At 31.8% G+C, this 23,923-nt stretch carries 29 protein-coding genes and 2 tRNA genes; 26 read left to right on the forward strand and 5 right to left on the reverse strand.

What is annotated here, in order from left to right:
* The first annotated feature begins 1 nt into the window (after position 1).
* The 6 genes from DW114_RS11325 (at position 2) to DW114_RS11350 (ending at position 7,395) form a co-directional block, all read left to right on the forward strand.
* A complete protein-coding gene (locus DW114_RS11325; RefSeq protein WP_117453868.1) occupies positions 2-706 on the forward strand; it encodes a LytR/AlgR family response regulator transcription factor in 705 nt (234 codons plus the stop codon).
* 531 nt (positions 707-1,237) lie between these two features.
* The gene (locus tag DW114_RS11330; RefSeq protein ID WP_117453869.1) at positions 1,238-2,173 is read left to right on the forward strand and encodes a membrane lipoprotein lipid attachment site-containing protein; all 936 of its coding nucleotides are present in this window, start codon (positions 1,238-1,240) and stop codon (positions 2,171-2,173) included.
* Positions 2,166-3,272: a hypothetical protein gene (locus DW114_RS11335; RefSeq protein ID WP_117453870.1), complete on the forward strand. Its 1,107-nt coding sequence runs from the start codon at positions 2,166-2,168 to the stop codon at positions 3,270-3,272. Before DW114_RS11330 ends, DW114_RS11335 begins: the two co-directional genes overlap by 8 nt.
* Positions 3,273-3,282: 10 nt before the next feature.
* Positions 3,283-4,146: an ATP-binding cassette domain-containing protein gene (locus DW114_RS11340; protein WP_117453871.1), complete on the forward strand. Its 864-nt coding sequence runs from the start codon at positions 3,283-3,285 to the stop codon at positions 4,144-4,146.
* On the forward strand, positions 4,143-5,324 hold the full coding sequence (locus DW114_RS11345) for a hypothetical protein (protein WP_117453872.1): 1,182 nt from the start codon (positions 4,143-4,145) through the stop codon (positions 5,322-5,324). Before DW114_RS11340 ends, DW114_RS11345 begins: the two co-directional genes overlap by 4 nt.
* Positions 5,281-7,395, forward strand: coding sequence for a hypothetical protein (locus DW114_RS11350; RefSeq protein ID WP_117453873.1), 2,115 nt, complete (start codon positions 5,281-5,283; stop codon positions 7,393-7,395). Before DW114_RS11345 ends, DW114_RS11350 begins: the two co-directional genes overlap by 44 nt.
* A 107-nt stretch (positions 7,396-7,502) precedes the next feature.
* On the opposite strand, the gene DW114_RS11355 is transcribed toward DW114_RS11350, so the two are convergent.
* A tRNA-Leu gene (locus tag DW114_RS11355) sits at positions 7,503-7,590 on the reverse strand.
* 8 nt (positions 7,591-7,598) lie between these two features.
* Positions 7,599-7,672, reverse strand: a tRNA-Cys gene (locus DW114_RS11360).
* Positions 7,673-7,933: 261 nt separating this feature from the next.
* Between DW114_RS11360 and DW114_RS11365 the strand changes: the two genes are divergently transcribed.
* Positions 7,934-8,992: a pyridoxal-phosphate-dependent aminotransferase family protein gene (locus DW114_RS11365; protein WP_117453874.1), complete on the forward strand. Its 1,059-nt coding sequence runs from the start codon at positions 7,934-7,936 to the stop codon at positions 8,990-8,992.
* Entirely contained in the window at positions 8,989-9,702 is a 714-nt protein-coding gene (locus tag DW114_RS11370; RefSeq protein WP_117453875.1) for an NTP transferase domain-containing protein, read from the forward strand. Before DW114_RS11365 ends, DW114_RS11370 begins: the two co-directional genes overlap by 4 nt.
* On the opposite strand, the gene DW114_RS11375 is transcribed toward DW114_RS11370, so the two are convergent.
* Complete coding sequence (locus DW114_RS11375) at positions 9,691-10,233, reverse strand: hypothetical protein (protein ID WP_117453876.1); 543 nt, start codon at positions 10,231-10,233, stop codon at positions 9,691-9,693. The two genes, DW114_RS11370 and DW114_RS11375, sit on opposite strands and share 12 nt — an antisense overlap.
* 189 nt (positions 10,234-10,422) lie before the next feature.
* Between DW114_RS11375 and DW114_RS11380 the strand changes: the two genes are divergently transcribed.
* From DW114_RS11380 to DW114_RS11420, 8 genes are all read left to right on the forward strand, one after another.
* Positions 10,423-11,400, forward strand: coding sequence for an extracellular solute-binding protein (locus tag DW114_RS11380; protein WP_117453877.1), 978 nt, complete (start codon positions 10,423-10,425; stop codon positions 11,398-11,400).
* Positions 11,388-12,173 carry an ABC transporter ATP-binding protein gene (locus DW114_RS11385; RefSeq protein ID WP_117453878.1) on the forward strand — a complete coding sequence of 262 codons (786 nt, stop codon included), beginning with the start codon at positions 11,388-11,390 and terminating at the stop codon, positions 12,171-12,173. Before DW114_RS11380 ends, DW114_RS11385 begins: the two co-directional genes overlap by 13 nt.
* Positions 12,163-13,746 (forward strand): ABC transporter permease subunit, encoded by a 1,584-nt coding sequence (locus tag DW114_RS11390; RefSeq protein WP_117453879.1) that lies wholly within the window; start codon positions 12,163-12,165, stop codon positions 13,744-13,746. Before DW114_RS11385 ends, DW114_RS11390 begins: the two co-directional genes overlap by 11 nt.
* A gap of 112 nt (positions 13,747-13,858) precedes the next feature.
* Positions 13,859-14,218 carry a hypothetical protein gene (locus tag DW114_RS11395; RefSeq protein ID WP_117453944.1) on the forward strand — a complete coding sequence of 120 codons (360 nt, stop codon included), beginning with the start codon at positions 13,859-13,861 and terminating at the stop codon, positions 14,216-14,218.
* Between the two features lie 51 nt (positions 14,219-14,269).
* Positions 14,270-14,977 (forward strand): hypothetical protein, encoded by a 708-nt coding sequence (locus tag DW114_RS21690; protein WP_233509453.1) that lies wholly within the window; start codon positions 14,270-14,272, stop codon positions 14,975-14,977.
* An 18-nt stretch (positions 14,978-14,995) separates the two neighbouring features.
* Positions 14,996-15,469: a hypothetical protein gene (locus DW114_RS11410; protein ID WP_199483578.1), complete on the forward strand. Its 474-nt coding sequence runs from the start codon at positions 14,996-14,998 to the stop codon at positions 15,467-15,469.
* A gap of 17 nt (positions 15,470-15,486) precedes the next feature.
* Complete coding sequence (locus tag DW114_RS11415; RefSeq protein WP_117453880.1) at positions 15,487-15,801, forward strand: hypothetical protein; 315 nt, start codon at positions 15,487-15,489, stop codon at positions 15,799-15,801.
* A 26-nt stretch (positions 15,802-15,827) separates the two neighbouring features.
* Positions 15,828-16,247, forward strand: coding sequence for a DUF3788 domain-containing protein (locus DW114_RS11420; protein ID WP_117453881.1), 420 nt, complete (start codon positions 15,828-15,830; stop codon positions 16,245-16,247).
* A gap of 8 nt (positions 16,248-16,255) precedes the next feature.
* Here the strand turns inward: DW114_RS11420 and DW114_RS11425 are convergent, their stop codons facing one another.
* Complete coding sequence (locus DW114_RS11425; protein WP_117453882.1) at positions 16,256-16,915, reverse strand: Crp/Fnr family transcriptional regulator; 660 nt, start codon at positions 16,913-16,915, stop codon at positions 16,256-16,258.
* Positions 16,916-17,011: 96 nt separating this feature from the next.
* On the opposite strand from DW114_RS11425, the gene DW114_RS11430 reads away from it, so the two are divergent.
* From DW114_RS11430 to DW114_RS11470, 10 genes are all read left to right on the forward strand, one after another.
* Positions 17,012-17,539, forward strand: coding sequence for an ECF transporter S component (locus DW114_RS11430; protein ID WP_117453883.1), 528 nt, complete (start codon positions 17,012-17,014; stop codon positions 17,537-17,539).
* Positions 17,540-17,543: 4 nt separating this feature from the next.
* Complete coding sequence (locus DW114_RS21510; protein ID WP_199483576.1) at positions 17,544-17,855, forward strand: hypothetical protein; 312 nt, start codon at positions 17,544-17,546, stop codon at positions 17,853-17,855.
* Between the two features lie 15 nt (positions 17,856-17,870).
* Positions 17,871-18,041 carry a hypothetical protein gene (locus DW114_RS21515; RefSeq protein ID WP_199483574.1) on the forward strand — a complete coding sequence of 57 codons (171 nt, stop codon included), beginning with the start codon at positions 17,871-17,873 and terminating at the stop codon, positions 18,039-18,041.
* 11 nt (positions 18,042-18,052) lie between these two features.
* Positions 18,053-18,559 (forward strand): permease, encoded by a 507-nt coding sequence (locus tag DW114_RS11440; protein WP_199483572.1) that lies wholly within the window; start codon positions 18,053-18,055, stop codon positions 18,557-18,559.
* Between the two features lie 225 nt (positions 18,560-18,784).
* Entirely contained in the window at positions 18,785-19,114 is a 330-nt protein-coding gene (locus DW114_RS11445; RefSeq protein WP_199483570.1) for a hypothetical protein, read from the forward strand.
* Positions 19,115-19,141: 27 nt separating this feature from the next.
* On the forward strand, positions 19,142-20,215 hold the full coding sequence (locus tag DW114_RS11450) for a DNA alkylation repair protein (protein WP_233509456.1): 1,074 nt from the start codon (positions 19,142-19,144) through the stop codon (positions 20,213-20,215).
* Between the two features lie 76 nt (positions 20,216-20,291).
* Positions 20,292-21,197: a phosphocholine cytidylyltransferase family protein gene (locus DW114_RS11455; RefSeq protein ID WP_117453886.1), complete on the forward strand. Its 906-nt coding sequence runs from the start codon at positions 20,292-20,294 to the stop codon at positions 21,195-21,197.
* An 8-nt stretch (positions 21,198-21,205) separates the two neighbouring features.
* Positions 21,206-21,481, forward strand: coding sequence for a DUF1905 domain-containing protein (locus DW114_RS11460; RefSeq protein WP_117453887.1), 276 nt, complete (start codon positions 21,206-21,208; stop codon positions 21,479-21,481).
* Between the two features lie 46 nt (positions 21,482-21,527).
* On the forward strand, positions 21,528-21,731 hold the full coding sequence (locus DW114_RS11465; protein ID WP_117453888.1) for a cation transporter: 204 nt from the start codon (positions 21,528-21,530) through the stop codon (positions 21,729-21,731).
* Between the two features lie 113 nt (positions 21,732-21,844).
* The gene (locus tag DW114_RS11470; protein ID WP_117453889.1) at positions 21,845-23,068 is read left to right on the forward strand and encodes an AAA family ATPase; all 1,224 of its coding nucleotides are present in this window, start codon (positions 21,845-21,847) and stop codon (positions 23,066-23,068) included.
* A gap of 27 nt (positions 23,069-23,095) precedes the next feature.
* Here the strand turns inward: DW114_RS11470 and DW114_RS11475 are convergent, their stop codons facing one another.
* Positions 23,096-23,878, reverse strand: coding sequence for a DUF975 family protein (locus tag DW114_RS11475; protein WP_117453890.1), 783 nt, complete (start codon positions 23,876-23,878; stop codon positions 23,096-23,098).
* Positions 23,879-23,923: the final 45 nt, after the last annotated feature.

Genomic DNA, 23,923 nt, shown 5'->3' on the forward strand with positions numbered 1-23,923 from the left:
AATGAAAATAGTGATTTATAACGAGAAGGATGATTTCAATAACTTAAAACAGAATATTGAAAATTTTTTCATGAGAAAAAATGTCAAATGTAACATTATCTTAGTTTCAAAAACCGAAGATTTATGTAATGAAATATATGATTCAGATATTATTTTTCTTGATATAAAGCTGAAACAAATAAGTAGTATTGATATAGGCACTATGATTCATCATTTAAATCATAACATCATATTAACTTTCATCACGAATTACTCACATTACAAAATTGATGGATATCAAGCTTATATGGATAGATATCTTTTAAATCCATTGAATCAAAACCAATTTGATATGGAATTAGAACAACTCATAAAAGACTTTATTTTTTTCAGTGGTGGCTTTCTTTATACAGAAGGAAATATAACTAAAAAAATATATTATAAAGATATTCTCTATATAGAATTTATATCATCCCCTAGAAAAACACAGTTACACTTAGAAAACGGTAAAATAATATCAATGAATTATCCTTTGAAATATTGGATGAATGAATTAAAAGGACTTCCATTTTGTCAATCATATAAGTCGATTCTTGTTGATTTAAATTATGTAGCTGGTTTTCAGGAAAATGATATCATCTTAACAAATAATGAGCACATCCCTTTATCCAGAGGATATAAAAAGACTTTTATGCAGGAAAATCTAGCACATCAACAGAAGCAATAATATATAAAAAAGCTTATTTTATAACACAAAATAAGCTTTTTTAATAGTTTCCTATTACCACTTGTGTAAGGTTTTTGCATCATATGTAGATTTTATTGCTAAATGCTGTTTTGGCAATTATAGTACAAGTATAAAACGATTTCTACTGGAAAGGAAGCGGTAGTCATAAGAAGGTTTAACTTTCTAAAAAAGAGGTCGTGATGTTGGAATAATGATAAAGTTAGGAGTGGATTGAAGCTAATGTCAATTTTGTTGGCGTAAGATTAACTGTTGAAGATGCTAATTCAGGTAACGTGTATTATAACTCAGGAGGTCTTGGACATAGTGGTACTAGTTATCACTATGATTGGGATTTCTTACAATCACAACGTGCTAGCATCTACAACAATACATGTTTAGCTTTCGGTACACATGAATTTAGAGATACCGATTCGGGTGCCTTTTACACTGAAACACAAGCCTAAAACATCATTTGAAAAGACCGGATAAAATCCAGCCTTTTCATTATTTTATAGAAAGAGTGTGGAAAAAATGAAAAAAATTATATTAATGGTATTTACGCTTATTTTAGCTTTAACAGGATGTTCTAGTAAAACAGATTCTAAACCTAATCAGATAAATACAAAACAGGAAGATTCAAATAAAACAAAGTTATTATATAATGTTAGTCTAGGTATGAAAGATCATCATAAAGGTGATTTTAACTTATTAGATTTACATGATTTTACATTTGAAGTACAGTGTAAAGGAAATCATCTTGATTATGGTATTTTAGTATTTATGGATGGTTATTTACAAAAATATAAAATCGAAGATGAAATTAAGGATATGAATGTTTTATCTTTAAAAGATAAAGAAACAAAAGATTTTAAAATTCAGATTCCGGAATTTAAAATAAATAAAGGAAGTGAGCATTCAATAGAATTTGCTGGAGTGTTAAATCCTATTCCTGTAGATAAATTAAAAGAATATAAAGTCAACCATTCCATATTGCCAACTTCAATAATGAAAGTTGTAAGTAAAGATGATGACAAGTATACGGCTATCGAAGATAAAGCAATGGAAAATATTAAGAAAACACAAGTAACAGAAGCGGATTTAAAGGAAATGAATATAAAGAGCTTAGATGATATGGGGCCTAGAATGCAAATTAGTTTATTTCAAAATGGAAAGAAAATACAAAATTATATAAATCCTGATCAAAAAGTTGAGATTAAGGCAACAGGAGGTTATGGTGAATATAATATGTATTTATTTGTGGATGGACATCCATATGATTCAGACAACTGTTACTATTCTTTTGAAACAACGAAAGGTTATTTCAGTTCAATGACAATAGATCTGCCTAAACAAATAAAAAAATATAAAAACTTTTTTGTTGTGTTTGCGCCAAAAAATACAAAAAATATAACAAATTCAGTTGAACAATCAGACAAACTTATGATAGGAAGTAATCCAAATGCTTAGGAAAATAAATGTACTGTGTTGTGTAGCTGTTATGCTGTTACTTGGTTCATGTTCAAGTATCAATACAAATGCAGATAAACCGGTAAAGTCAAAAGATGGAATCGATATATCTTCCATTCAATCACAATTTGCAAATAGATTTGATAGTATTATTGAATTTTATGAATTAACCCCAGATGACATGCTTGTAATCGGAAATAAAGGCAGAGATTATTATGCAGGAAAGTATGATTTTAAATCTAATACATTTACGGAAACAAAAACGCCGTTAAAATATGACGGAGTTCATGGGTTTATCGGTTTCTTAAATGATGGGTTTTACACTTCAACGACAGATGATATTAGTATTTATGATGATGATTTAAACTTAAAACAAACTATTGATGCGCCAAATAGTGCAGATCAAAGGCAGTCTTATTACAACAACCCTATGGCTTTAAGTAAAGATGGCAAAAAGCTGTATTATAGTATAAATAATAATATGACGCAAAATCTGATGGAAATGGATGTTCAAACAAATGATAAAAAGGTCATTACAGAATATGAGAAACCTGATGAATTGACAATGATTAGTGCTATGGCTGTTACAGATGATAATACGATTGCATTCGTAGGACAAACACTGATACCAAATAAGCAGGAAAGAAGTGTTGGCTCTTATGGGACAATCAATATATCAAGTGGTAAGATTGATAATCATATCTTGAACTATATTCAGTTTAAATATGGGAATGATATTGCTTTGGTCACAGATAGAAAAGATACCCGAGATACGGATAAGCCTAAAAATTATGTATTAGAGTTAAATGGTACTACATTTGAAAAACATGAAGTGAAGTCGGCATCATATGATGTAAAGCCATGCAGTAAGCATATCTTTATTGCACATGATATTTATCTAACAGAGGACAATAAGTATAAAACTTATATATCTTCGATATATAAAGATGGAAAAGATATCAAAGATTTTGATGATTCCGGGAAATATAAATATTTAGATTATTTGACTGATTTTTACTCAGATAAATATGGTTTGTATTTTCAAGCAGTTTATGATAGATCTGACCAAAAAAACATCTTGAACATAAAAAGCGTGTGAGGTAGGACATATGAAACTTGTAATAGAAAATCTTACGAAGAAGTATAAAAATAAAGTAGCTTTAGATAATGTTTCTCTTTCAATGGAGAATGGTATTTATGCATTGTTAGGACCCAATGGTGCAGGGAAAACAACATTGATTTATTCCATTATTGGACTTATTACCTATCAACAAGGTTCTATAAAATATTATGATGATCAAAATATGGAGATGGAATCGCTATATGAAATATTAGGATATTTACCACAATATCCTAGTTTTTATAAAAATTTCAGTGTGTATGAAATGTTATTATATATTGCGACATTAAAGGGTTTAAAGAAAAATATAATAAAAGAGCGAATATCGGAAGTATTACATGAAGTAAATTTATGGGATGATAAAAATATGAAAATTAAAGCTTTATCAGGGGGAATGAAACAGAGACTAGGAATTGCACAGGCGATTATCAATCATCCCCGCATATTGATTGTTGATGAGCCAACGGCAGGTTTAGATCCAAAAGAACGAATACGTTTTCGTGATGTTATAAAAAATATATCGCTAAATACGATTGTGATTTTTGCGACACATATCGTATCGGATGTGGAATTAATCGCAACGAATATCATATTGTTGAAATCAGGCAAAGTTATATTAGATGAAAAAAGAGAAACTGTTTTTCAATATATTGAAAATAAAATATGGGAAATTGAAGATGTAAAAGAAAATACTGATGAATTATTGACCAAATATCCTGTATTAGAAGCATATTGGATTGAAGATAAAGTGCATATCAAAATTATAAGTGATGAAAAACCAGCCGCCTTTGCAATACAAATCAAGCCAAGATTAGAAGATTTGTATATGTATTATTTTGGTGATGTTCAATGATAGCACTTGTAAAATTTGAAATCAAAAAAATATTTAGAAACAAGGTTATGCTGGTGGTTTTGATATTTGGATTATTATTAAATGCGTTTGCGATATATACAAATGATAAAATGAATAGTTCAAATCAATATATGAATGGTAAATTTAAAGTATATCAGAAAATTAAAGGTGAAATTACACAAGAAAAATATGACTATATTTTTAACTGTTATACAAAAGTAAATGATCTTGTCGAAAAGGGAAATTATGAAACAGAAAAGCCGGATGTCAAATATTTCACAGGATTTGTCTTTGGCGATAGAACTTTGTTTAAACGATTTTTAAAAGATTATCAATATATCATAAATTATAATGATCAGATTGGTAATGCATTAAAACTAGCTAAGGATAATCTTTCTTATTATAAAAATCCTGAAGATATTTCATTGAATAAAAAATTTATAGATACCTTTACAAATAGAGGCGTTAGTGAATACTATGAAACGACAAATATGACAAATTATTTGGCTCATGATTTTTCTACGTTTATGATCATTTTGCTGCTGTTGATTTTTGTATCTGGCATATTTTCAGAAGATATGGAGTATCAGTATCATCAAATATTATATACAACAAAATTAGGTGGGAGGCAGTTGTTTCTGGCAAGAATCATGGCAGCTATGGTTTTGACTATGTTATTTTGTTTATTGTTCTATCTAGAAGATTTTGCAGTTTATCATAAAATAGATATCTTAGAAGGTTTTTTGAATCCTATATACAGTTTGCCAAACTATCAATATTCTTCCATTTCCTGTACGATACTTGCATTTGATATGCTATCTATTTTTACAAAATTGATATGTTTATTCATCACTGTCTATATCATTGCTTTATGCTCTTTGGTAAATAAAAAAGTTTTGATATCGATCGTCACATCTTTTGTCATTATCTTTGCTTTGCTATATTTTAATCAAGTGTTTCTCAATCCGTTTCACTTTGTTGATTTAAAACAAACCTTATACAGTTATCAAATGATTTCTATTTTTCATACCTATTTACCATCAATCATCGTATATTTTATAGGTATATTGATTGAGTTTATATGTATATCAATCATTATGTATAAGATTGCGAAAAAGAGAGGAAGTGAGAAACATGTTTCACATTATCCAATGGGAATTCAAAAAAATTATCACTAAACAACATGTCATTTTATTTGTGATTGCTTATTTAATCTTGCATTATTTTATAATATCGCCGAATATAGAAGCGCTTGGAAAATTTGATAATGCAGGAACAAAGGATTATTATTTTCAGTATATGGAACAAGTGGAAGGTTCTATTACAGATAAAACACAAAAATATATTGATCAGAAAAATGCTGAAATAGAAAAATTAAGAGATCAAGTAGGAAATGCAAAAAAAGATTATGTGGATAAAAAAATCGATTATCAAATGTATCAACACTTGATGGAGTTAAATGACTCTTTGGTGAACGAGTCAACGGCAATCGGACTTATCCAAAATCAATGTATATCACAAAATAGTATGAAAGAGCCATATCGAATATTATATAATCAAAAATCGGATAAAATGTTGTTGGAGCAAGATGATGATTATCTTTTTATATTCTTTTTGATTATCTTATCCATTGCGACTTTTTTTGTTGATCACGATACAGAAATGGATTGCATTATTGATACAACCAGTCTTGGTAAAACATATACACGAAAATCAAAACTATGGATTCTTTTTTTCATTGTTTGTGGATTAAGTGTACTTAGTGAGTTGATGACGATGTGGCTGATTCATGTGGATATAGGTGCATTGCATTTCTCGTATCCTATCCAAAGTCTACAAGATTTTTCCTCAAGTAACTTATTCATCAATATAGGACAAATGTATCTGATTATATTTGTGATGAAAACATTAGGCTATTATTTAATTGCTTTATTTTTCTCATTTTTGTCAAATAGAATTAAAAAATTATCTTCACTTTTTGGCATATCCATTTTTGCCATTCTATTGCCTCCTGTATTATTTAGTGCGAAGAAAGGAATATATTTCTTTCCCTTGTGGGGAAGTACATGTCCACAGAATTATCTAAGAGATAGTATAAATAGCGGAGATATTCAAGTGTTTTCTAAATTTACCAGTTTTGAACAATGCGTAGTTATCATTTTTGCAATTATATTGTTTGTGTTGTTTATACGATTATTAAATAATAAAAGAATAAATGTTTTAACAAGGATTAAGAAATTATCTATTCTTATCATTGTTTTTGCTCTGTTTGGTTGTATGGCAAATCGTGGGGATTATACAGATGCTATGCAGTTATATAATTTTACTCCTGTTACAAAGGATGAAATCAATAAGAATGAATTATATATGCCAATAGTTATAAACAACGGCAGGCTACAAACATATAATACTTATCATATAGATACAAATAGCATGGAAGGTTTTGATCATGATATATTACATAGTTTCTATGATAGTGAAATAAAATTTGTGGTGCCGGTAAATGGAAATGTTTATTATTTGAGAATGAAAGAACATTTTAATTTTTCTATCATAAAAAGAGATAAGAAAACAAATCATGAATCTGAGATATATTCGGAAAATGATTATCATGAAAAAAGTAGTAATATCGTACCGTTTTTCAATAAATTATATAATATGAAGAATTCTGGGGATTATCCGGAAGCTTTTCTTTTAGATAAGGAAAATTTGTTTATTCTAAGAGATTCATCTATTGATCAAGTAAATTTAAGAACCCATACAAAAAAGAAAATCATAAAGGATTATTATAATGTGTCTATCCAAGGAGATAATCTTTATTATACAGATGCTAAAAGTAATATGATGAAATATGATATTGTAAAGGGAAAAACATCTTTCGTTTTTAAGAAACTGGTTGATGATTTTCAAATGACTTCTGCAGGGATGTTTTTCAAAAACTTAGATGATGAAGAGAAACTATATTATTATTCCATTGAAGATGGATCAATGAAGAAAGTATCTGATGAGAAAATAAACCGATTTAGTGTTTTTGAACAAAAATTAGCATATAACGATAATAAAGGTGTGTATATCTTAGACTTGAAAACAAATGAAAAGTTTAAGATACCAGATATATCGAATAATGCGACATTTAAAATCTTGAATAATCAGTATATTCTTTATAAGTATCCAAATAAAAACAATCAATATAAAGCAGCTTTATACGATTATGTGAAACATAAAAGTTATACGATTGATGGTGCATGATACAACAATTAAAGTAAAAGGCATTCCTCATAAAATTGAGAATGCCTTTGTTAGGGTTCAAGAGAACATACAAAAAAAGTCTTTTTTCAAAGACTTTCATTTGTCAATGGTGGGGACGGTGGGACTTGAACCCACACGGGATTAACTCCCAACGGATTTTAAGTCCGTTGCGTCTGCCTATTTCGCCACGACCCCACATTTTTTGGAGGTTCCGATCGGACTTGAACCGATGATCACAGAGTTGCAGTCTATTGCCTTACCACTTGGCTACGGAACCATATAGAGTACTAATTCCAACATCACCAGCAAGTGTCCTCACTAACTTGTTGCTCTGATATTATATTACATTTTGAAAAAAATGCAAGCTATTTTTTAAATTTTTTTTATTTTTTTTGCAAAAAGTTTTTTGATGTGTGTATATATCGTTCAAAAATTATTTTTAATTTTATAATAATGAACATTAAATTATAAAAACAATAGTTGAATTGTGTCAAAGGTGGGTATATAATGACTAAAAATGAACAAAAAGGAGATTATTATGAAACTTTTTACGGTTGGACCAGTTCAAATGTTTGATGAAACCTTAGATATTGCATCAAAACAATTGCCATATTTTAGAGATCAAGAATTTTCAAATATGATGTTACTAATGGAAAAAGAGTTAAAAATGCTTTTGCATCTGAAACAGGGAAAGGTTGTCTTTTTGACAGGCAGTGGTAGTGCCGCAATGGAAAGTGTAGTGGCATGCTGCTTTCAATCACATCATAAAGTATTGATCATCAATGGAGGCTCCTTTGGGGATCGCTTTGTGAAGCTTTGTGCGTGTTATCATATTCCATATGATGAAATCAAAGTACCATTTCCTCAGGCGTTTTCTGAAGATATGTTGAAAAACATAGATGGTACACAATATGATGCCTTGCTTGTGAATATACATGAAACCAGTACAGGGCAGTTATATCCTATAGATGTCTTAAGTGCTTTTGCGAAGAAACATGGACTATACTTCATCGTAGATGCGATATCTTCCTTCTTAAGTGATCCTTTTGATATGGAACGTTATGGTATTGACTGTGCCATACTATCTTCACAAAAAGCTCTGGCATGTGGCCCTGGCATTTCTATGCTTGCATTCACAGATACATTTTATGAAAAAATGATAGAACCCAAAGATGATACATGTATGTATCTTAGTATCAAAACACATGTGGAAAATATGAAACGCGGGCAGACACCCAATACACCTGCGGTTGGCATATTATTGGAACTGGCTCAACGGATTCATCAAATAAATATATGTGGTGTGGATCAAGTGTTATTAGATACGAAGAAAAAAGCAATGTATTTTCGAAAACAAGTCCAAGAACTTCCTGTGAATATTCCTAAATATCCACTCAGTCATACCTTGACGCCTATCATATTGCCAGATCATAATGCTGAAGAAGTTTATCAATATCTAAAAGATAAGGCAAATATCTATGTAACGCCAAATGGTGGAGAATTAAAATATAAAATGCTTCGTATCGGGCATTTAGGAAATCTTTGTTTAGAAGATTATGATATCTTACTACGATATCTAAAGGAGGCACTTGCATGAAGGCAATCTTAATGGCAGCAGGTATGGGCACCAGAATATCCACAAAAACCAATGAACCAAAGAGTTTACTGAATATTGGAAATGGTCCACTGATCAAACATACCGTAGAATTACTGTTGAAAAATCATATAGATGTTGTCATCTGTCTTGGATTTAAAGGATATCTCATCAAAGAAGCTTTAAAGGATTATCCAGTTACTTTTTATGAAAATCCGTTTTATAAAGTCACAAACAGTATTGCGTCTTTATGGTTTGCACGAGAAGAACTTTTGAAGGGAGAAGATCTCATTCTTGCCAATGCGGATGTATTCTGGCAACAGGATATTCTGGATATACTCATTCAGGAAACAAGAGATGTGGTTTTATTGGCAGACAGCTCTAGAAAGTTAAGCGGTGATTATTTCTTTCGATGTGAAAATGAATGTCTACAGGCATATGGAAAAGAATTACACGAGGATGAGCGAGATAGTGAATATGTTGGATTAGCAAAGGTTAGAAAAGAACTGCTGCCAGTGGTGAATGAGCGTTTAAAAAAGCTGGTACATGATGGGGATTACCAGCTTTGGTGGGAAAATACATTATATTCTATGATTTGCGAACGTGATATTTATGTTCAGGATATCGCAGGTCATTATTGGAGCGAAATTGATGTTTTACAAGATTATGAAAGTATTTTGTCATATGTAAAGAAACATCCTTTAGATATCTAAGGTCAAAGGAATACTAATACCATCAACTTGCATATAAGGAAGATAAATATAATCAATCGTTACTTTATGCGAGAACATTTTATAAAATTCATAATCATCTGAAAAAGAGAGATCACTATCGATATAACGCTGATAATTCAGGATATCAGATATGGTGATTTCTTTTTTTGCGTCCATAAAATAAGCAGTAATGCCATCCATGGTGGATAAGTTATAATCTTTCTTCTTGATATGAAAGTCTTGATCAATCGCATTCATATCAATAGAAACGTATTTTGAGGTAGACAGGTGGAAAGTTTCTTCTATTAATTTACGAGCAGAGGCAACATCACTTTGTTTCAAGAATGTATTTAAATAAAGGTTGGAAGGAAGAATAAAAACATTCAGGTGGTTAGAATTAGCCTTTTCAATCAAGTATATATAAGGAAGATCCTTACTAGTGATATAAATCAAATCTTTTTTCATACGGGCATGAACGGGTGTCAGAAATAACATCAGACAACATAATATAATCATACAATATTTTTTCATATGCTTCTCCTTTTCTTAATCGCTTTTAGTATAACGCGTGTTCATGTTCTTATACAAAAATATAAAACTTGTTCATATTTTGGATATATATTTCAAAAATGTAAGTAAAAAAATCAAATTAGTGGTTTTATTTGTTCACAAGTAATGCTATAATGGAAAACAAGTGAACAAGATTGTGAGGGTGAGTCTATGAAGAAAATCGTCATAGGACTGATAGTTGCGGCAATGGCATTACTTGTTGGGATACGCTCAGAGGGAAATGCCATCATTATATATTCTTCTATGGAACAGTTTCGTGGAGAAGAATTACAGAAGCAATTGAATGAAAAATTTCCGGATTTGCATGTCATGGTTATGTATGTGCCAACAGCAAAATCTGCCGCAAAGATATCTGTGGAGAAAGATCAAAGTGATGCGGATATCATTGTTGGATTAGAAAGCAGCTATATGGAAAAAATCAAAGATCAGCTGGCAGATATCAAAGGCAGAAGCACGTTAGATTATTTAGATGGATTGCGTCCGGAAGATCATGGAAATAAATACGTTACATGGGAACGTCAGGCGGGAGCGTTTATCATCAATACAGATGTTATGAAAAAACATAATCTGCCGATTCCACATACGTATCAGGATTTATTGAAACAAGAATATTATAATCTGATCGCTATGCCAGATCCAAAATCTAGTGGTACCGGATACTTCTTCTATAAGAGTCTGGTGAATACTATGGGAGAAGAAAAAGCATTGGATTATATTGATCAGCTGGAATATTATGTAAAACAATTCACAGAATCTGGCAGTGGACCGATTAAACTATTGATTCAGGGAGAAGTCGGTATTGGATTGGGACTGACATTTCAGGCTGTGAACCAAATCAATGAAGGCTCTCCATTTGAAATTATCTATCCACCAGAAGGTTCTCCTTATTCTCTGACCGGAACTGCTTTAATGAAACATAGTGCAGATAAGGAGGATGTAAACAAAGTATTTGATTTTATCATCAATGATTTCCTGGTATATGATAAAGAACATTTCTCTCCAGAAATTATATTGAAAAATCAAAAGATTACGATACCAAATTATCCTGATGAAATTCCATATGCGGATATGCATGGAATCGAAGATATCAATGAAAAAGAAAGGTTGCTGGACTTGTGGAAGTATTAAATAAATCAAAATTGATTGTAAAAGATCTATATAAAAAATTCGACAACAAAGATATATTAAAAACGATTTCCTTTGATGTAAAAGAAGGAGAATTTCTAAGTGTGCTGGGACCAAGCGGTTGTGGAAAAACAACCTTGCTGCGTATTCTGATTGGACTTGAAACACAGACAAGTGGAACGATTTTAATGGATGGGGAAGATATTTCACATTTAAAACCAGATGAACGAGGAATGGGAATCATCTTTCAAAACTATGCATTATTCCCAAATATGACAGTACTTGAAAATGTAGAATATGCTTTAAAACTACATGAACAGACGAAAAAAGACAGTAGAAAGATTGCACTATCTACATTAGAAGCCATTGGTATGCATGATCAGATTAATAAGCGTCCTAATCAGTTATCTGGTGGACAACAACAGCGTGTAGCTATCGCAAGAACATTGGCATTGAATCCTAAAATCGTGTTATTAGATGAACCAATTTCTGCATTAGATGTTAGTATGCGTGAAGTTATGAAAAAAGAATTAAAAGAAATTCAGAAGAAATTTAATTCTACCATGATTTTTATTACCCATGAACAAGAAGAAGCATTCTATTTATCTGATCGTATTATGGTTATGAGTGAAGGAAATATCGAACAGATTGATACCCCAAGAAATATATATGAACATCCGGCAAATCAGTATATTAAAGATTTTGTGATTGCGCATTTAGACAGCAAGCTGGCAAGTCTTTGTGTATGCACAGGGAAGAAAGTCTATGAAGAATAGAGGATTTCGTGGAGCCAAGCTGCTGATTGCGGTATTTCTGATTGTATCTGTGCTTTGTCCGCTTGTGGCATTGCTCATCAATATTGATGTTGCGGATATCAGTAAAATTATCGCATCACCACAGTTTGTGCCAATGCTGATAAATTCATTTGTATGTACAAGTATCGCCACCATATTATCAGTATCTTTAGCGCTCATGCTGGCATGGTTTATGAATCGTACCAAGATTCGCTATCGTTCTGTATTTACGTTGGCATTTACATTGCCCATGCTGATTCCAAGTATTTCTCATGGTATGGGATTGGTACTATTATTTGGAGATAATGGTATTTTGACCAATTTATTTCATGTGAATATGTATTTATATGGATATAATGGAATCATTCTGGGAAGTATCCTGTATTCATTCCCGGCAGCATTTCTAATGTTGACAGATATCTTTGCTTATGAAGATTACACAACATATGAAGTTGCCACGGTCTTGGGATTATCCAAACGTCAACAATTTATGACCATCACGCTGCCTAATATCAAAGGACCATTGATTTCTGTAATCTTTGCGACCTTTACAATGATTTTTACAGACTATGGCGTTCCTTTGGTTGTTGGTGGAAAATCTATGACTTTACCTGTATATATGTATCGTGAAGTTATTGGTCTGTTAGATTTCAGTAAAGGTGCAATCATTGGTATCATCTTACTGATTCCTGCATTTATCGCATTTATTATGGATATGAAAAATGAAAACAAAGGCAATTCATCTACTGTCACAAAAGCCTTTGTGATTCAGGAAAACAAAAGACGTGATTGCATTGCATATATCGTATGTATTGCCGTTGTGATTATGATTTCTTTACCTATATTGACTTTTGCGTTTTTATCATTTGTGAAGCATTATCCAAGTGATATGAGTTTTTCATTAGATAATATCAAGCAGGCATTTGATTTAGGTGTGCGGATGTATCTGTTAAACTCTTTGGCGATTGCCTTATTTACAAGTCTGATTGGTATCTGTGTTACTTATTTTACAGCGTTTATCACAGCTCGCAGTAAAAACAGTTTTTCTACCATGGCATTACATTTGATATCTATGGTATCTTTAGCAATACCAGGTGTTGTACTTGGTTTAAGCTATGTCTTGTTTTTCAAAGGAAGCATTCTATATGGTGGAATTGCAATCTTGGTATTGGTCAATATGACGCACTTCTTTGCTTCACCATACTTGATGGCATATAATTCTTTACAGCAGTTTAATTCAAATCTTGAAGATGTTTCTATTACTTTGGGGATATCTAAACTAAATATGTTAAAGGATGTATATATCCCTTGTACGAAAGCAACCATTGTGGAAATGTTCTCTTATATGTTTGTGAACAGTATGGTAACAATATCCGCAGTCAGCTTCTTATCTAACTTCAAAACGATGCCATTATCCCTATTGATTCCACAGTTTGACTCTCAATCATTAATTGAAGCAACTGCTTTTATCTCTATTGCGATATTGGCTGTCAATATCTTATTAAAACTTGGTATCTATTTAGTAAAACGATATGTACTGCCAAGAGAAATGTAATTTCATCTAGTGTCTGTCCTAGAATTAAGGATGGACACTTTTTTATATTTTTTATATTTAAATGGTACAGGAAATAGTATAATGAAGATGATAGATGGAAAGTGGTGTTTATATGAATAATGAACAAAGGGCACAAGTGCTTTTACGTACATATGGATTTGATTTTGACAGAATACCAAAAGAAGAAATACGCGCCTTGATAGAAAAAGAGATTACTCATTATCAAGAAGGCAGTTCAGAATATATTCGTGTGTTGTGCGGTTATTTATATTGTATAGGAGATCAAAGTGATATTGATCTTATTGAAAAAGCCAAATACAATATCCATATGGATGTTGACTGTATGATTGATATAGAATGGATTGATAGCTTAAAAAATGGTGGTATAGAAGGGGAGTATGTTCGTTCAAGAAAGGATATCATCGCTTCTTTTATCGCATACTATGAAGATTTTGAAGCAAACGATGAATAATTCCTTAATGAGTCGTGTAACTAAGTAAGAAATCTATGTGAGGAGAAAAATATGGAAACTTTTTGTGTTAACTTAAATATTCACTATACTATACCACAGGAATTATGGGTAAAAGTAAAAGAAATCTTTACGCAAATGCCAGGTTGGACTGGTTTTGAAAATGGATGTCCAAAGTGGTATGGAGATGGTGGAAAAATCATTGAAGGTTCTTTAGAACCCAGTGGTTTACAATTATATGCAGAAATGCCTCAATCAGAATGGGATACATGGCTACAGTTATTTAAGGATAAAGTCACAGTCGTATTAGGTTATCCGATTGGAGAACCAGAAGATGGATATACGTTTCCATATTGGCTATATCGATTGATTATGACAGATTCAGAATTATCTTATGATGATTATAAAGAAGAATTTGATATCGGTGTATTTGAAACGGAAAAACAAGCGATAGAAACAGCTAAATATTATCTTGCGAATGTTCAGGGATTCTGTGATTATCCTTGTACATATCGTATTGAATACAAAAAAATATCTGATTGTATTGATCATAAGCCAGATACAGTTTGGATTATACAAGGCTGGAATACGAATGATAATCTAGATGAGATAGATATCATAGAAAGTTCTTTTTTTCTCACAGAAGATAAAGCAAATCAAGAATTAGAAAAAATGAAAATGGTGAATAAGCGAACAGAATGGGCAGTATCCAGATGGAAAATTGGGGAATTAAAATGGCGTGATGGATTTATCAGGGTGTAGGTGATGGGAGGTACGATTATGATATATGGTGCAATTAATGAAAAAGGTGAGCGTTATTATACAAGAATGAGTAAAGTATTTGAAGCAATCCATCAAAAACAATGTGCGTATAACTGGCTAATTAGCGATGTGGATCATGTCTCTTCAAAAATCGAAGCACTTTATGATCAGAAACATTACTGTTGGATATCAGGAGATGAATTAACTAAAATCGTTCAAGAAGAAGATTGGCAATGGGATTGGGCAGTCCTATCTGGTTTTGATAAAAGTATCCCACTATCAGAAGTTTTAAAATATCCACATCCATATGCCGATGGCTACAGAGGTTTTTGGGAGAATCCTGTTTCTATTCAGCATCCATTAGCATGTATTGAGATTGTCTGCTGGGATAGTTGTTTGACATTGTTTATAAGTGATCAACAAGCATTGGTGGAAAACTTTAAAGCGTATTTTCCATTGAGTGAAGACCTTGTTAAGTATAACCAAAGGTAAAGGAGTGAGGGATTTTTATGGATGAAGTGTTTCAACAATTCCAGACATGGTTTCTTAGTAAAAAAGCAAAATGGGATACACTAGGAATACAAGTGGATAAAGCTGGATTAAGTGAATTTGGACATCAATATTGGATTAAAATGCATTCGGATCAAGGTTTGGGAAATATTGTTTTATATGAAAGCAATGGATATTACTGGGTTGATTTTGAAGGTGGAAATTATGATTATGATGTTATGTTTCAAAGATCGGGTATCACATTTCAAAATATAGACGAGCTGGATTGTTATGAAAAAGATTTTGTTCAGCATATTACACGAACAAACGTTTAATAATTATAAAAATGAGGAGAAGTTATATGATAGATTTATTAGATAGGAATTACTGTCCTGCGTTAGATGAAATTGCAGAATTAGTGAATAATGCAAGTTTTATGCAATTTTGTACAGAAATGAAAAATTTATATAAATGTAATGAAAAAATAGAATATAGCGCTTGTAGTTGGGAAAAAGGATGGAATATTAAATTTAAAAAATCAGGAAAGACATTATGTACGATTTATCCAAGAGAACATTATTTTACAGTGATGGTAGTAGTGGGACAAAGAGAAAAAGCATCAGTGGAAACTATATTACCAATGTGTACACAGGAACTGCAAGATATTTATCATGAAACCAAAGAAGGTAATGGTCAAAGATGGTTGATGATCAATATGGAAGATAAAGACAAAATATATCATGATGTATTTCGTCTGATAGAAATCAGAAAGAATAGCTGATTTACTACTTAAAGCAATTTAAATGTGTTCAAATGATAGTCAATCAGACCATCTTTTTTCATATTGGATAATTCCCTTGAAAGTGCGCTGCGTTCAATATTAAGATATTCAGATAGCGCGTTTCTATTGAGTGGCAGTTGGATGACAGAGTTTTTTTGTTTATGTGATATATCATACAAATAAGTTAATATCTTTTCACGAACGGTTGTTTTTGTAAGACAAGTAATGCGCTCATGTAAAAGAATGCCTTTTTCAGCGACGATCGCAATATAATTTCGTAGGAATATTTCATATTTTAAACAGACTTTCACAGGATTTGTGAACATCATATCATAGGAAATCTGTAGAACTATGACATCCTCTTGTGCCTGAACATATACAGGACTTTCTTTTTCAGGTCGTGCAGCAAGCATAATACCAATTTCACTACCTTTTTCAAGCAATGTTAAAATAATGATGCGATCAGAGGAATCCCATTTAATGGAACGTGCATGCCCCGATAACATAATACCAAATGTATGGATATTATCGCCTTCTTCTATTATAAATTCACCACTTGCATAATGAACAAGTTTGGCTTGAAGGCAATCAAGCAGTTTTTCTATTTCATTTGTTTTCATACCTGAGAACAATTTCATCTTGGATAAATCATGTAGATAGTCTTTCATATGCCACCTTGCCTTTCATTTGTTGCGTATGCAACAAGAGATTTGGCTAAATTATAGTATAGTAGATACATAAAAAGCAAGGATAAGGTGAGAATTATGAAATCAAACAATCGTGTTCTTTGGATTAGCAATACAGCTGTTTTTATAGCTTTACTAATCGTATTACAGGCAGCCACTACGCCTTTAGGAAATCCCCTCATTACAGGTTCCATCGTTAATATGTTATTGATTATATCCGTAATGGTTTGTGGATTGTCATCAGGTGTATGTGTGGCGATACTTTCTCCTGTGGCAGCTAAATTTTTTGGCATTGGCCCACTCATCAGTATAATTCCATTGATTGCGTTGGGAAATCTTACATTGGTTTTAATTTGGTATTTCCTAGGAAATCAGAAAAAACATGACATGTATACATTGCTTAGTGGGGCATTTGCGAAATATCTAGTTTTATATATCAGTATAGTAAAATTTGCGGTTCCTGTGCTATTACAACTACCTGAAAAACAAGCATCTATCATTTCCAATATGTTTTCTATATCTCAATTGATAACGGCATTACTTGGTGGTATTCTAGCGCTTATAGTATATCCAAGATTAAAGAAAGCAAAGATGGGGGGCGATTGATGATATGAATACGATATTTGTGATTTTGATGTATGTGATAAGTGCCATGTTACTTGTGATATCTTTTCAAAAGGATCGTAAAAAAACAAAACAAGCCATACATAAAGCATGGAAAATGTTCATGAAGGTACTCCCACAGTTTATATCCATCATACTTGTGGTTGGCTTACTGCTGGCGATGATTACTCCAGAAACGATACGCTCTATCATTGGGACAGAAAGTGGTTTTATGGGGATGCTTATGGCTGCATTATTAGGAGCGATTACCTTAGTTCCTGTATTGGTGGCATTTCCAATCACTGCCCAATTATTATAAAATGGGGCAGGTATCATGCAAATCGCAGTGTTTATTTCCACGTTAACGATGGTAGGAATCGTAAGCTTACCTATGGAAATCAAATATCTGGGTAGAAAAACAGCGATACTTAGAAATACATTATCCTTCTTGTTTGCTTTTCTAACCGCATGGATTATGGGGCTATGTTTATCATGGAATTTTTAAAGAAGTATGGGATGCTTATTCTATTAGTGATTATCAATATTGGTATATGGATTTATCAGCCACAAAAAGAATATACGATATTATATTTTACACGTAAAAATTTTCTGAATTTTATATTTATGATTGTTCCTGTTTTTATATGCATAGGCCTTATGGATATTTGGATCAAACAGAAAACAATGGTAAAAATAATGGGAAAACAATCTGGTTTATTAGGGATGATCACTTCATTATTATTGGGAATGGTGACAGCAGTTCCTTTATATGCGTTGTTGCCTGTCACAGGCGTTTTACTTAAAAAAGGAAGCGGGATATCCAATGTTATACTCTTTATATGCTCAAGTGCAAGTATTCGTATTCCATTATTGTTGTTTGAGATATCTTCATTAGGAATAAAATTTACACTAATTCGATTGTTATTGAATATCATTGTCATCATAGCGATAGCATTCTTTACAGAGTTCCTTTTAACGGGAAAAGACAAAAAAGAAATGTATACAAGGATAGAAGAATTGTAAGTTTTAGATGATATCAGGTGTTCATGTAGAACACTTTTTTTTCTTGTGCATTCATAAGAAAGATGTCATAATGAGTTTATGAATGATATATATGAGGAGATAGTGTATGCGTGCATTTGAAAAAGAAAAACATACTGCAATATTGAAAACATGATTTAATGAATAGAAATTTTGATAAAATATGATTAATATTGCAATGTGGATGATAGGATATGGTGTACGATTATGTATGAAAAAATATTTGATGGTTTGATTCAGAAATATGGGGAGGATTTCAATTGGCATATTCTTCCAATTGAAAATTCATTTGATAAAGAATTAAAAAAAGAAATTCAAAAAGATCATTTCTTATTTGGGAAAGACATCTATGCGATAGCGAAATGTGATGCAAATGATGATGTATTATATGTAATGCAAATGGAAGGCGTGGATATGTTTTGTATTGTGCATTTAACATATACAAAGCAAAATGAAAAAGGATTCCCCAAATATCAGATGTTTGAGAATATAGAGGAATTTATAAGTTATTTGGAGGAATCCATTGTTTCACAGTAAATAGAAACTGTGGAAAGGAGAACCATGATGGAACCACTAAAGAATATGTTTCAAGAAGAAACCATGCGCAAATTTGCGTATACCCTGCATTCCTATGATGAAGATTTTCAAGTAGAAAGATTTTTGAAACTGGTTTTTGATGAAGAATGGGAAACATTAGAATTAAAAGCCAGATGTCGTAAGATAAGTATAAGTTTAGGAAAATGCCTGCCATCGAACTATCAAATGGCGATAGATATCCTTGAAAAAGCGGTTTCTGGTTATTCTTTTGCGATTTTCTTTCCTGATTTTGTAGAAGTATTTGGCTTAGATGATTGGGATATATCTATTAAAGTGTTAGAGCGAAATACCCAATACTGGTCATCGGAATTTGCGGTAAGAGCATTTATTTTAAAAGATGAAAAGCGGATGATGAAGCAAATGTTAGTGTGGACAACACATGAAAGTGAACATGTCAGAAGGCTTGCTAGTGAGGGATGTCGTCCAATGCTTCCTTGGGGTCAATCCATTCCACAGTTTAAGAAAGATCCATCACCAATCTTACCTATATTAGAAGCATTAAAAAAAGATGATGCATTGTATGTAAGAAAAAGTGTCGCTAATAATTTAAATGATATATCGAAAACGCATCCACAACTTGTGATTGATCTGATGAAAACATGGATTGGAAAAGATGAAAGAACGGATTGGATCATCAAACATGGTTGTCGAAGTCTATTGAAAAAAGGTAATCTAGAGATTATGCAGCTTTTTGGATATCAGGCGATCAATCAAGTGCATATAAAAGAATTTCATTTGGAAAAGGATACGATAGCGATTGGAGAAGAATTAGTTTTTATGTTTGATATTGTATCAGATCAGGATATAAAAATAAGGATAGAATATGGTATTGATTACATAAAAGCAAATGGGAAAACAAATCAAAAGATATTCAAGTTATCAGAAGTAAGCCTGAAAGCTGGTAAACAGTTATCTTATGTAAGAAAACAATCCTTCAAGGATACAAGTGTAAGAAAGCATTATACAGGTAAGCATACCCTCACATTAATCATCAATGGTACAGCATGTCAAAGCCTTGCTTTTGATGTGATAAAAACATAAATCCTTTGTTAGGAACGAAGATATTGAAAAAATATGCTATAATAAAATGGCATGTAATAAAAGAGGAGAACAAACTATGAATTTAACATTAAATCAATTTGAAACACTTGTATATATCGAACGTCATCAGGATTATAAATTAACACAGCGTCATTTAAGTAAACAATTGGACTTGTCTTTGGGTGCTATTAATAAAACACTCGCGGAATTAACAGAGATGGAATTAATCAAGGCAGATGGTTCTATTTATGATGTGACTTTAAAAGGATATGAATGGCTGGAACCATATCGTGTAAAAAAAGCAATTTTCTTAGCAGCTGGATTTGGCTCAAGAATGGTACCAATTACACTAAATACACCAAAGCCATTGGTTTTGGTACATGGAAAACGTATTATTGAAACGTTGTTAGATGCAGTCATTGCAGCTGGTATTGAGGATATCACGATCGTACGTGGATATTTAGGAGAACAGTTTGATGTATTGTTACATAAATATCCAAAGATTAAATTTATTGAAAATCCACTATATAATGAAACAAACAACATTTCTAGTGCATATCTGATTAAGGATATGATGGAAAATGCTTATGTTTTAGAAAGTGATTTATTACTGTTTAATCCGGATATCATCCGTAAATATGAGTATACTACCAATTACTGTGGTATTAAAATGGATGTCACAGATGATTGGTGCTTCTATACCAAGAAAGGTTATATCAGCAAGCTGGCAGTTGGTGGACAGGATTGTCATCAAATGGTTGGTATATCTTACTGGAATAAAGAAGATGGAAAAAAGATGTCTGAAGATATTGATAAAGTTTTCCGTATGCCAGGAGGAAAAGAAAAATATTGGGATGAAGTTGCTTTAAGGGAATGTTTAGATCATCATAAAGTTATGGTAAAATCGGTACATAAAGAAGATATTGTAGAGATTGATACCTTTAAAGAGCTGAAACAGATTGATCCAATCTATAACGTATAGGAGAAAAAATGAACGATAAAACATATGAGTTTGACGCAATTATTCAAAAAGTAGAAGGCATTGATGGAGCGTATATTGAGTTTCCATATGATGTAAAAGCAGAATTTGGCAAAGGCAGAGTAATGGTGCATGCGACATTTGATGGCTATCCTTATGATGGAAGTCTGGTAAAAATGAAAACAGTGAACCATATCATCGGTATTCGAAAGGATATTCGACAGGTAATACAAAAACAGCCAGGCGACAAAATTCATGTGACGATTAAAGAAAGAAGCAAATCTTAAGCAAACAATCAAGGTTTGCGTTATAATAGAAATTGAGGTGATCATAATGGAAAAAGTATTTATGGTAGAAGGCATGATGTGTGGCAATTGTGAAAAACGTGTCAACAATGCAGTAACCGCATTGGATGGTGTAAGTGAATGTAAAGCAAATGCACAGGAAAACAATGCGACAGTAATTTTTGATTCTAGTAAAGTAAGCGAAGATCAAATTAAAGAGGCAATCGAAGAAATAGGATACGATGTGAAATAACATCGTATTTTTTATATGAATTTATATATCAAAATATTGTCATATTAATTCCACATAAGATGTATATGCGTTATAATTAGAGAAATAAGAACATAGGGAAATGGGGAACTGTCATGAAAAAATTACCGATTGGGATTTCGGATTACAAGGATGTCAGAACTGAGCGTTGCTTATATATAGATAAGACCATGTTTATAGAAAAACTTGAGCATTGCGAAGATCGCTTTGTTCAGTTTTTACGGCCAAAACATTTTGGGAAATCATTGTTTTTATCCATGCTCTCTTATTATTATGATATATCATATGAACAGGATTTTGATCAGCTTTTCTATGATACATATATCCATGATCATCCAACTAGAGAAAAAAATAAATATCATGTATTAACATTTGATTTCTCAAAACTGGATATGAAAGATTGTAAAGAATTGAAAAAAGCGTATTGTGAAGAAATCAAAAATACTTGTGAGAAGTTTATGCGGAAGATAAAGGCATCGATAGATTTAGATATTGATCAAAATCCCTATGCGATTTTGTCCGATTTTCTTGATGTAGTGACACAGTTCATTGATTGTCCATTATATATTATGGTGGATGAATGTGATCATTTTTCTGATGAATTGATGTCAACTCATTTCCATGATTTTCAGAATATGATAGGAAAGAATGGATTCATTCGTAAATTTTATGAAACCTTAAAAATAGGAAAAGAAAAGGGCATTATACAAAGAGTGATGGTGACAGGCGTCACGCCTATTATATTAGATACTATGAGCATGGATAATCAAATTGGCGTAAATATTTCGCTATATTCTGATTTTCACGAAATGATGGGACTTAATGAAAATGAAATCTTACAATGTATGAGCAGTGTACAGCCTCAGCATACTTTCATGGATCATATCAAAGAAAAATTTGATGGATATTTGTTTTCAAAAGATGGAAAACATCATTTATATCCTCCGGAATTAATCTTGCGATATCTTGATGAAACGCATTATCATGATTCTGAATCAAGTGAAGAACTGGAAAAATCAATTGTCAAGGAATATCAAGAATTACATCGCCTCTTACAGATATCAAAGGATTATCAAAGAAATCAATGTATCCAGCGTCTTGTGAATGGAGAACAGCCTTCTATTTTTATGAGTGAAGAATTTATGATGGATTCACATTTTTCTTTGGATGATTTTTGTTCCCTGATGTTTTATCTGGGATATTTAACTATTAGTGAAAAAGAAGGCAGTGGGATTTCTTTAAAGATACCATGTCAGGCAATGCAAAATATTTTTGTAGGATATTTTAAGAATTTTGAAGAGGATATGGATATGTTTTAAAAAAAAGGAAATCTTGCGGTTTCCTTTTTAATAGTGGTAATAAGAATTTTCTCGATATTGATCGCTTAAGTACAAATATAATAATGCATTTGTTGATTTGAAATATGGATATACAAAATACAAGCCAATGCCAAATAAAATACTACCTAGAAAATACCATCCAATAAAGGATAAATCTAAAACAAAGATATCCAGTTTCTGACCATCTGTTAACTGCTTGCTTCGATCAAATGCATCTTGTGTAGTGATATCTGGATTCTCTGCCAGAATATATGGCAACATGCGATATTGATAGGATTTAATAACGCCGGGTATGACAAATAATAATGACCACAAGAAGATTTTGATATCACGAATGACTAAGATTTTCGCGATATTCATATATCCTTGTTTAAAGGCGGAAAACAATGTCATAAAATCAGTATCTTCATGATCGGTATTCTCAATATAGAAATGACATTCACCACATTCAATCGGATTTGAAATAAAGATGTTGTATAGTATGGATGCAATTACAACGATAATCGATATGATACTGATGATAGATAAATGCATGGCAATATTAAATGGAAAGATTCCTCCTAAGATTCCTGAAACAAAAGATACACCTTCATGTGTTACCTCATTCACATTATAGAACCCATCGTTATAAGTTTGAATGTTTTGTGTGAAATGAAATCCTCCATGATTATCTACACGTGATAATATACCCATCAATATAGTGGCAACCAGACTAACCAAGAACATTTTCCAATAAGAACGTTTCATGATTTGTTTTGCCTGTTGTTTTAATTCTTGACGATTCCACATAATAATTCCTCCCTTTCTTTCTTTATTATACTTTAAAAAAAGCAG

The organism is Absiella sp. AM09-50 (assembly GCF_003433845.1).
Taxonomy (GTDB): Bacteria; Bacillota_I; Bacilli_A; order Erysipelotrichales; family Erysipelotrichaceae; genus Hoskinsella; species Hoskinsella hominis.